Consider the following 11,612-nt stretch of genomic DNA (forward strand, 5'->3'; position numbering starts at 1 on the left):
CTGGAGCAGGCTCCTGAGGTGGAGCCGGTGGACGGGGCACGTGCATCGGTGCCGGTGGTGCCGTGGGTGGTGTCGGCGAAGACGGCCGAGGCGCTTGATGCGCAGGTGGAGCGGCTGACGGCGTTCGCCGGGGATCAGGACCCGGTGGATGTCGGGTTCTCGCTGGTGACGACGCGTGCGGTGCTGGAGCACCGTGCGGTCATTGTGGGTGACCGGACGATCGTGGGGTCACTTACCCAGGGGCGTACGGGTGTGTTGTTCTCGGGTCAGGGTGCGCAGCGGTCGGGTATGGGGCGTGAGTTGTACGAGTCCTATCCGGTGTTCGCGGATGCGTTCGATGCGGTGTGTGCGGAGTTGGACCGGCATCTGGACCGGCCGGTGCGGGAGGTCGTCTTCGAGGGTGGTGAGCTGCTGGATCAGACGCAGTTCACGCAGGCGGGGCTGTTCGCTCTTGAGGTGGCGTTGTTCCGCCTGGTGTCGGCGTGGGGTGTGAAGCCGGACTATCTGCTGGGTCATTCGATCGGTGAGCTGTCGGCTGCGCATGTGGCCGGGGTGTTGTCGCTGGAGGATGCTGCGAAGCTGGTCGCGGCACGGGGCCGTCTGATGCAGGGACTGCCGGCGGGTGGGGCGATGGTCTCGCTCCAGGTGACCGAGGACGAAGTTGTGCCTCTGCTGACCGACGGCGTATCCATTGCCGCGCTCAACGGGCCGTCAGCGACCGTGATTTCGGGTGACGAGGACGCGGTTCTGGCGATCGCCGCTCACTTTGAGGCGGAGGGTCGTAAGACCAAGCGGCTGCGGGTGAGCCATGCGTTCCATTCGCCGCGTATGGATGCCATGCTGGAGGACTTCCGTGTGGTCGCCGAGACGCTGACCTTCCAGCAGCCCGTGATCGGGATCGTCTCCAACGTGACCGGTCAGGTCGTGTCGGGCGACGAGATCTGCACCCCCGAGTACTGGGTGCGTCATGTCCGTGAGGCGGTTCGTTTCGTCGATGGCATGCGCGCGCTTCAGGACCAGGGCGTGACTGCGTTCCTGGAGTTGGGTCCGGACGGTGTGCTGTCCGCGATGGGCCAGGACTGCGTCGAGGACGCGGCGATCGCCCCGGTGCTGCGCAAAGACCGCGACGAGCCGCAGACACTGGTCACCGCGCTGGCCGAGCTCCACGTACGCGGAGGGTCCGTCGACTGGGCGGCGTACTTCGCCGGCACCGGCGCCCGCCGCGTCGACCTCCCGACGTACGCCTTCCAGCGCGAGCACTACTGGCCCGCCGCCGCAGCACGCTGGATGGGTGACGTCTCCGCGTTCGGACTGCGCCCTGTCGGACACCCGATGCTCGGAGCCGCGATGACGCGGGCCGACGCGGACGGATTGATCATGACGGGCCGCCTGTCGCTGCAGACGCATCCTTGGCTCGGTGACCACGCGGTGCTCGGTGCTGTTCTGCTCCCGGGCACGGCCTACGTGGAACTCGTCCTGCAAGCAGGTGAGCACGTCGGTTGCGGTCTCCTGGAGGAGCTGACGCTCCAGACACCGCTGGTTCTCCCCGAGCACGGCGGAGTCGCCGTACAGCTGACCGTGGGCGCGGAGGACGCGGAAGGCAAACGCCCCGTCGCTCTGTACTCCCGGCCTGCCGAGGGCGAGGACGGCGCCCTTCCGTGGCAGCAGCACGCGGCCGGTGTGCTGGCCCCTGCGGGCGCCGAGGTCAGCGATCAGGAGCTGGCCGACTGGCCGCCCTGCGACGCCGTCGTAGTGCCTGTCGACGGTCACTACGAGGCCCTGGCCGAGAACGGCTACGGCTACGGCCCCGTGTTCCAAGGGCTGCGGGCGGCCTGGCGTCGTGGCGAGGAGGTCTTCGCCGAGGTCGCGCTGCCCGACGGTGCCGAAGCCGAACGCTTCGGTCTGCATCCCGCCTTGCTCGACTCCGCCCTGCATGCGATGGGGCTGAACGGCGGTGGCGAGTCCCAGGCCGATGCGTCCGGGGTCGGTCTGCCGTTCGCCTGGGCAGGTGTCTCCGTGTACGCGGTCGGCGCTTCCGTGCTCCGGGTACGGATCACCCCCACGCCGTCGGGAGTCCGCCTCCTGGCAGCAGACGGCTCCGGTTCCCCGGTCGCCCACGTCGAGTCGCTGGTACTGCGTCCGGTGACCGCAGAGCAACTGGCGGCGCCCGGAGCCGATCAGACCGCGCTGTTCCACCTCGAATGGACGCCTCTCGCCGTGCCGCCGCTGCCGTCGGACGGTCCCGCCCGCAGGTGGGCCGTGATCGGCGAGGGCTGGCCGGTGGCCCTTGGCGCCGAACCGTGTGCGGATCTGGCAGCTGTGGATCCGGCCGTCGACCTCGTCCTCGTCACGCACGGCGCCGAGACCGGCCCCGAGACCGGTGAAGATCTGGCGTCCGACGTGCGCCGGAGTGTGCACGAGCTGCTCACGCTGGTCCAGGAATGGCTGGCTGATCCCCGCTTCGCCGACGCCTTGCTGGTGGTCGCGACCTGCGGGGCTGTGGCGCCCCGCGGGGAGGACGCACTGTCCGACCTAGGCGGAGCGGCGGCCTGGGGCCTGATCCGTTCGGCGCAGTCCGAGAACCCGGGCCGACTGGTCCTGGTGGACCTCGACGACTCCCACGACGCACTCCTCCCGGCACTGGCCACGGGCGAGCCGCAGCTCGCCATCCGTGGCGGGGACGCGTTCGTACCCCGGCTGGGCCGCTCTTCGGCGGGGGAGGCCCTCGTACCGCCCGGGGACGCCCCGTGGCGGCTGGACATCGCGGAGAAGGGCACCCTCGAGAACCTCGCGCTCGCCTCCTGCCCCGATGCCGCCGAGCCCCTCGCGCCGGGGGCGGTACGGGTCGGCATGCGTGCCGCAGGTCTGAACTTCCGCGACGTCCTCATCGCGCTCGGCGTCTACCCCGGTGACGCCACGATGGGTATCGAGGGCGCGGGCATCGTCCTGGAGACCGGCCCCGGGGTCACCGGACTGGAGCCCGGCGATCGTGTGATGGGCCTGTTCTCCGGTGCGTTCGGACCGGTCGCTGTCACGGACCGCCGTACTTTGGCCCGCATCCCGGACGGCTGGTCCTTCACCGAAGCGGCATCGGCCCCGGTGGTCTTCATGACCGCCTATTACGCGCTCGTGGACCTCGGGCGGCTGCAGCCCGGCGAGTCGGTCCTGGTGCACGCCGCCGCCGGCGGCGTGGGCATGGCCGCCGTGCAGCTCGCGCAGCACCTGGGCGCCGAGGTCTTCGGCACCGCGAGCAGCGGCAAGTGGGACGCGGTGCGCTCACTCGGCCTCGACGACGCGCACATCGCCTCCTCGCGCACACTCGACTTCGAAGAGCAGTTCCTCGACGTCACCGGAGGCCGCGGTGTCGACGTCGTCCTGGACTCCCTCGCCCGGGAGTTCGTGGACGCGTCACTGCGCCTGCTGCCGCGTGGCGGCCGGTTCATGGAGATGGGCAAGACCGACATCCGCGACGCGGATGCGATCGCCGAGACCTTCCCGGGCGTCGCCTACCAGGCCTTCGACCTGATCGAGGCCGGCCCCGAGCGGATCGGCCAGCTCATGGCCGAGGTGCTCGCACTCTTCGAGAGCGGTGCGCTCAAGCCGCTGCCGATCCGTACCTGGGATGTGAGGCAGGCGCCGGAGGCGTTCCGCTTCCTGGCCAAGGCCCGCCATGTCGGCAAAGTCGTCCTGACCGTGCCTGAGCCCGTGCAGCGGCACGGGACGGTCCTGGTGACCGGGGCCACCGGCGCCCTCGGTGGGCTGGTGGCACGTCACCTGGTGGCCGAGCACGGTGTGCGCAGCCTCGTCCTCACGGGCCGCCGGGGGGCCTCGGCCGCCGGTGCCGCCGCGCTCGCCGCAGAACTGACCGAGGCCGGCGCCGACGTCGTGCTGGCAGCCTGTGACGTCGCCGACTGGGATCAACTGGCGGCCGTCCTGGCAGCGGTGCCCGAGGACCGGCCGCTGACGGGCGTCGTCCACGCCGCGGGGGTGCTCGACGACGGTGTGGTCTCGTCCATGACACACGAGCGCCTCGACACCGTGTTGCGCCCCAAGGTCGACGGCGCGGTCCACCTGCATGAGCTCACCGCGGGGCTCGACCTGTCGATGTTCGTCACGTTCTCCTCGGTGGCCGGCGTCTTCGGCGGACCCGGTCAGGCGAACTACGCTGCGGCCAACGCCTTCCTCGACGGTCTCGCCCAGCAGCGCCGCAGCGCGGGGCTGGCGGCGACCTCGCTGGCGTGGGGCCCCTGGGCCACCACGGACGGCATGCTCGGACAACTCGACGGTTCCGACGTGGACCGCATGGTGCGCTCCGGGGTCCTGCCGCTCGCGGACGAGCAGGGCCTTGCCCTCCTCGACGCCGCGCTGGCCTCACCACGGGCAGCGCTGGTCCCGGTCGGCCTGGATCTCACGGCCCTCCAGTCGCAGGCCGCCGCGGGCGCCCTGCCCGGAGTGTTCCGCGGACTGGTCCGCGCCTCCGGCCGACGCAGGGCTCCGGCCGCCGTTGCGACGGGTGCGTCCACGTTGGGTCAGCGCCTCGCAGGGCTCGCTCCGCAGGAGCGCGACCGCGAACTGCTGGATCTCGTACGGACCCAGGCGGCCTCCGTACTCGGCCATGCGGGCGCCGAAACGGTCGACGGTGACAAGCAGTTCAAGGAGCTCGGAGTCGACTCCCTGACAGCGGTGGAGCTGCGTAACCGGCTGAACGCCGCGACCGGTCTCCGGTTGCCCGCGACCCTCGTCTTCGACTACCCCACCCCCGCCGCCCTCGCGGGCTTCCTGCTGACCGAGATCCTGGGCGTCGTCGTACCGGAGAACGCGAGCGCGATTCTCACCGCCGCCGGTGACGACCCGATCGCGATCGTCGGGATGAGCTGCCGGTTCCCCGGCGAGGTGAACTCGCCCGACGACCTCTGGCGGATGCTTCTCGACGACGGTGACGCGATCACCGGGTTCCCCGACGACCGTGGCTGGCACGCCGACCGGCTGAACACCCCGGAACCGGATGAGGGCGTCGAACAGCTCGTCACCGTGCGCGAAGGGGGCTTCCTGACCGGCGCGAGCGCCTTCGACCCCGGCTTCTTCGGGATCTCGCCGCGTGAGGCCCTGGGAATGGACCCCCAGCAGCGCCTGCTGCTGGAGACGGCCTGGGAGACGTTCGAATCTGCGGGCATCGACCCCGCCGACATGCGCGGGAGCGCGACAGGGGTGTTCGCCGGTGCGTCCTCCTCCGCCTACGGAGCCGGGGCGCACCTGCCCGAAGGCTTCGAAGGGAATGCCCTGACCGGCAGCGCTACCAGCGTGGTGTCCGGCCGGGTGTCGTACACCTTCGGCCTGGAGGGTCCTGCCGTCACGGTGGACACGGCGTGCTCGTCCTCGCTGGTGGCCCTTCACCTCGCCGTGCAGGCGCTGCGTCAGGGCGAGTGCACCATGGCCCTGGCCGGCGGTGTCACGATCATGGCCGACCCCGGCATCTTCATCGAGTTCAGCCGTCAGCGCGGGCTGGCACCGGACGGTCGTTGCAAGCCGTTCGCCGAGGCGGCGGACGGCACGGGTTGGTCCGAGGGCGCCGGCATGGTGCTCGTGGAACGGCTCTCGGACGCGCAGCGCAACGGGCACCGTGTGCTCGCTGTCGTACGCGGTTCAGCCGTGAACCAGGACGGTGCGTCGAACGGCCTGACGGCCCCGAACGGGCCCTCGCAGCAGCGGGTCATCCGGCAGGCGCTGGCGAACGCGGGAGTCGACGCCGGGGACATCGACGCCGTCGACGCGCACGGCACGGGCACGCGGTTGGGTGACCCGATCGAGGCACAAGCACTGCTCGCGACCTACGGGCAGGAGCGGTCGGGTGACCGGCCGCTGCTGCTCGGGTCGGTCAAATCGAACATCGGTCATACCCAGGCTGCCGCAGGTGTGGCCGGTGTGATCAAGATGGTGCAGGCCATGCGCCACGGGCTCCTGCCCCGCACCCTCCACGTGGACGAGCCGACGTCCCACGTGGACTGGTCGGCGGGTTCGGTGGAGTTGCTGACGGAGTCGGTGGCGTGGCCGGAGACGGGCGGGGCACGGCGTTCCGCTGTGTCGTCCTTCGGGATCAGCGGCACGAATGCGCACGTGATCCTGGAGCAGGCTCCGGACAGCGAGGTCACGGAACCCTCCGCGGGCGCATCGGTGCCGGTGGTGCCGTGGGTGGTGTCGGCCAAGACGGCCGAGGCACTCGACGCACAGGTGGAGCGGCTGACGGCGTTCGCCGGGGATCAGGACCCGGTGGATGTCGGGTTCTCGCTGGTCACGACGCGTGCGGTGCTGGAGCACCGTGCGGTGGTCATCGGCGACCGGACGACAACCGGGGCGGTGACCTCGGGACGTACCGGCCTCCTGTTCTCGGGTCAGGGCGCGCAGCGGTCGGGTATGGGCCGTGAGCTGTATGAGGCGTATCCGGTGTTCGCGGATGCTTTCGATGCGGTGTGTGCGGAGCTGGACCGGCATCTGGATCGTCCGGTTCGGGATGTGGTGTTTGCGGGTGGTGAGCTGCTGGATCAGACGCAGTTCACGCAGGCGGGGCTGTTCGCTCTTGAGGTGGCGTTGTTCCGCCTGGTGTCGGCCTGGGGCGTGAGGCCGGACTATCTGCTGGGTCATTCGATCGGTGAGCTGTCGGCTGCGCATGTGGCCGGGGTGCTGTCGCTGGAGGACGCGGCGAAGCTGGTCGCGGCACGGGGCCGTCTGATGCAGGCGTTGCCGACGGGTGGCGCGATGGTCTCCCTCCAGGCGACCGAGGACGAAGTCCTGCCGCTGCTGACCGACGGCGTATCCATCGCCGCGCTCAACGGACCGTCCGCGACGGTGGTTTCGGGTGACGAGGACGCTGTTCTGGCGATCGCCGCTCACTTCGAGGCGGAGGGTCGTAAGACCAAGCGGCTGCGGGTGAGCCATGCGTTCCATTCGCCGCGCATGGACGCCATGCTGGACGACTTCCGCGCGGTCGCCGACAAGCTGACCTTCCGCGCCCCGCAGATCCCTGTGGTTTCCAATGTGACCGGCCGGGTCGTGTCGGGCGAGGAGATCTGCTCGGCGGACTACTGGGTGCGCCACGTCCGTGCGGCGGTCCGCTTCGTAGACGGGATGCGCGCGCTCCAGGACCAGGGCGTGACGGCCTATCTGGAGTTGGGCCCGGACGGTGTGCTGTCCGCGATGGGGCAGGACTGCGTCGAGAGCTCGGCGTTCGTCCCGGCGCTGCGAAGGGACCGCGACGAGGCCCGGACGCTGATCACCGCGCTCGCCGAGCTCCACGTACGCGGGTCGGCAGTGGACTGGGCGGCGTACTTCGCCGGCACCGGCGCCCGCCGCATTGACCTCCCCACCTACGCCTTCCAGCACGAGAGGTACTGGCTCTCCGCTCCCGCTGCTCCGCTCGGGGACATGGCGGCGGCCGGTATGGGCCGTTCCGACCACCCGCTGCTGGGAGCCGGCGTACGGCTGGCCGGTACCGACGGGTTCCTCTTCACCGGGCGGCTGTCGGTCGAGTCGCACGCCTGGCTCGGTGACCACGTGGTGCTGGGTGCCGTCGTCGTCCCGAGTACCGCCTTCGTCGAGCTGGCGCTCCACGCGGGCGAGCGGTTCGGCGCCGAACTGCTGGAATCGATGACCGTACACACCCCACTGGTTCTGCCCGAGCACACGTCGGTCGGCGTCCAGTTGGTCGTCGCGGCGGACGACGGCGCCGGACGGCGCAAGGTGGAGGTGTACGCGCGGCCCACGGCAGGCGGCGCTGAGACGGACTGGACGCTGCACGCCGCAGGCGTACTGGCCTCGGTCCATGACCTCCCGGACACCCCGATGACGTTCGAGGAGTGGCCACCGAAGGACGCCGCCCCGGTACCGGTGCAGAGCGTGTACGACGATCTGGCCGACGCCGGATACGACTACGGTCCCGTGTTCCGTGGAGTGCGTGCGGTATGGCGCCGAGGCGATGAACTCTTCGCCGAGATCGCACTCGACGAGGACACGGACACCCAGGGATTCGGTCTGCATCCCGCCCTGCTGGCCGCAGCCTGCCACCCGGTCACGGGTGGTCTGCCGTCCTCGTGGTCCGGCGTGACACTGTCCGCGGTGGGCGCCAAGGCCCTGCGTGTGCTGATTCGCCCGGCGGAGCAGGGCGTCGCACTCTTCATGGCAGACGAGACCGGTGAGCCGGTGGCCGCGGCGGAGTCAGTGGTGCTGACCCCGGTGACGCCGGAGCAGCTCCGGACCGGCTCCGGCGAACGGGATTCGCTCTTCGTCCTCGAATGGGCGCCGGTGAAGCTGCCGTCCGACCCCGCCGCGGGTACCTGGGCCGTGCTGGGAGAGCCGGGCGTGCTCGCCCCGCTCGGCATACCGGCCTACGCAGGCCTCGCCGACCTCGACCGGACACCCGACGTCGTCTTCTGCGTCCCGGATGTCGACGATGCCGATCTCGCCTCCCGTACGCACGCCACCAGTCACGCAGTCCTCGGGACCGTGCAGGAATGGCTGAGCGACGACCGGTTCGCGGACGCCGTCCTGGCAGTCGTGACCCAAGGAGCGGTCGCCGTCGGAGGCGGCGGATCCGATGACCTGGCAGGTGCCACCGCGTGGGGGCTCGTCCGGTCGGCCCAGTCCGAGAACCCCGGCCGGCTGCTGCTCATCGACCTGGACGACCACGCCGACTCGTCGGGCGCCCTGGCGGCCACCCTGGCGGGTGGCGAACCCCAGGTCGCGATCCGTGCGGGCCGTGCCTTCGCACCCCGGCTGACCCGGCCGGCGCCACGCCCCGAAACGGCCGAGCCGGAGGCCCAAGGCACTGTCCTGGTCACCGGGGCGACCGGCGCCCTCGGCGCCCTGGTCGCACGGCACCTCGTGGCCCGGCACGGTGTACGCAGCCTGGTCCTGACCAGCCGCCGGGGCCCGGAGGCGCCGGGCGCCGCCGCGCTCGCCGCCGAGCTGAGGGCGGCCGGTGCCGAGGTGGAGCTGGCGGCCTGTGACGCAGCCGACCGGCAGCAGATGGCTGCCGTACTCGCGTCGATCCCTGCCGACCGTCCGCTGACCGGCGTGGTGCACGCGGCCGGAGTCGTCGACGACGGGGTCGTCTCCTCCCTCACCGCAGAGCGGCTTGACACCGTGCTGCGCCCCAAGGTCGACGCGGCGGTACACCTCCACGAGCTCACCGAGCAGTTGGACCTGTCGATGTTCGTCCTGTTCTCCTCGGTCGCCGGAACCTTCGGTTCCCTGGGCCAGGGCAACTACGCGGCGGCGAACGCCTTCCTCGACGCGCTCGCCCTGCACCGTGCGGAACGCGGGCTGGCTGCCACGTCGCTCGCCTGGGGCCCGTGGGATCTCGCCGACGGCATGGTCGGACGTCTGCACGACGGCGACACGAGCAGGATGAGCCGGTCCGGAGTGGTCCCCCTGACGGCCGACGAAGGGCTGACGCTCCTCGACACGGCGCTTGCAGGCGGCCATGCGACTCTCGTGCCCGTACACCTGGACCTCGTGGCCCTGCGCGCACAAGCTGCTGTCGGTGCCCTTGCGGGGGTGTTCCGCGGACTGGTCCGTACGAGCTCACGCCGCAGGGCGGGATCCGCCGCCGGCTCGCTCAAGTTGCTGCAGAAGCTCGCGGGGCTCACCCGGGAGGAGCGGGGCGCTGCCCTGCTGGATGTCGTGCGTGCCCAGGTCGCGGCGGTGCTCGGCCACAGCGGTACCGAAACGGTGGGCGTCGACCGGCCGTTCAAGGATCTGGGCTTCGACTCCCTGACCGCCGTGGAGCTGCGTAACCGGCTCGACGCGGTCACCGGCCTGCGGCTCCCCGCGACGCTGATCTTCGACTACCCCACTCCTGCGGCTCTTTCCGACTTCGTGCTCGGAGAGGTCCTGGGCACACAGCCCGAGGCCCCCGTCGTCCTGCCGACCGCTTCGGCGGCGTACGACGACCCGATCGCGATAGTCGGGATGAGCTGCCGGTACGCCGGCGGGGTGGCGAGCGCAGACGACCTGTGGCGGCTGGTCGCCACGGGCGGGGACGGGATATCCGGCTTCCCCACCGACCGTGGCTGGGACCTGGACACCCTCTACGCGGCGGCCGGTGAGGACGGTGGGTCGACGACGCTGGAGGGCGGGTTCCTCTACGACGTGGCGGAATTCGACCCCGGCTTCTTCGGGATCTCGCCCCGTGAAGCCGTGGCGATGGACCCACAGCAGCGACTGCTGCTCGAGATCTCCTGGGAGGCGTTCGAGCACGCCGGGATCGACCCGACGTCCGTGCGCGGCCATCACATCGGAGTCTTCGCAGGTACCGCCTCGTCCAGCTACGGGGCCGGCATGCGGCTGCCGGAAGGAACCGAAGGCCACCTGCTGACCGGTAACGCGACCAGCGTCATCTCCGGTCGCGTCTCCTACACCTTCGGCTTCGAGGGCCCCGCCGTCACGGTGGACACGGCGTGCTCGTCCTCGCTGGTCGCCCTGCACCTGGCCACGCAGGCCCTGCGGTCCGGCGAATGCTCCATGGCGCTGGCGGGCGGCGTGACGGTACTGACGAACCCGGGAATCTTCGCGGAGTTCTCCCGCCAGCGGGGTCTGGCGGCCGACGGCCGCTGCAAGGCCTTCGCCGATACGGCCGACGGCACGGGTTGGTCCGAGGGCGCCGGCATGGTGCTCGTGGAGCGGCTCTCCGACGCGCGGCGCAACGGTCACCGGGTGCTGGCGGTGGTGAGGGGGTCGGCGGTCAATCAGGATGGCGCGAGCAACGGCCTTACGGCGCCGAACGGACCCTCGCAGCAGAGCGTGATCCGGCAGGCGCTGGCGAATGCCGGGCTTTCCCCGGAGCGGGTCGACGCTGTGGAGGCGCACGGGACCGGCACGAAGCTGGGAGACCCGATCGAGGCGCAGGCGCTGCTCGCCACCTACGGGCGGGAGCGCAGGGATGACCGGCCGCTCCTGCTCGGGTCCGTCAAGTCGAACATCGGGCACTCGCAGTCCGCGGCGGGCGTCGCAGGCATCATCAAGATGGTGCAGGCCATCCGCCACGGTGTGCTGCCCCGGACCTTGCACGTGGACACTCCGTCCTCGCAGGTGGACTGGACGGCGGGGGCGGTCGCACTCCTGACCGAGTCGACGCCCTGGCCAGAGACGGGCGATGCCAGGCGCGCGGGAGTGTCTTCCTTCGGGATCAGTGGCACGAACGCGCACGTCATCCTCGAGCAGGCACCGGACGACGACGCCGCAGCCGCAGTCGAGGCAGGGCCCCCGGCCGGGACCGCGCTGCCGTTCGTGCTCTCCGGGAAGTCGGAGGGCGCGCTGCGGGACCAGGCCGCGCGTCTGGCACAGGCCCTCGCGGACGCACCGGCGCTTCCGGTGCCGGATCTCGCACACGCACTGGCCGTGAGCCGGTCGCGGTTCGAGCACCGTGCGGTGATCGTCGCCGCGGACTCCGACGAACTCCGGGCCGGACTGGGCGCGCTGCTGGAAGCCGGTCGTACCGGGTCGGGTGCGGTGCGGGGTGTCGCGGCCGATGTGACGCGTCCGGTGTTCGTGTTCCCGGGGCAGGGTTCGCAGTGGGTGGGTATGGCTGCGGGTCTGATGGAGTCCTCGCCGGTGTTCGC

The 11,612-nt window shown here is 71.1% G+C and carries 1 pseudogene; it reads left to right on the plus strand.

From position 1 onward, the window contains the following. Nucleotides 1–39 precede the first annotated feature (39 nt). Nucleotides 40–11,612, plus strand: a pseudogene (locus AB0P41_RS35660) (SDR family NAD(P)-dependent oxidoreductase); the annotation flags it as partial.

This window comes from Streptomyces sp. NPDC079167, from assembly GCF_040686735.1.
Taxonomy (GTDB): domain Bacteria; phylum Actinomycetota; class Actinomycetes; order Streptomycetales; family Streptomycetaceae; genus Streptomyces.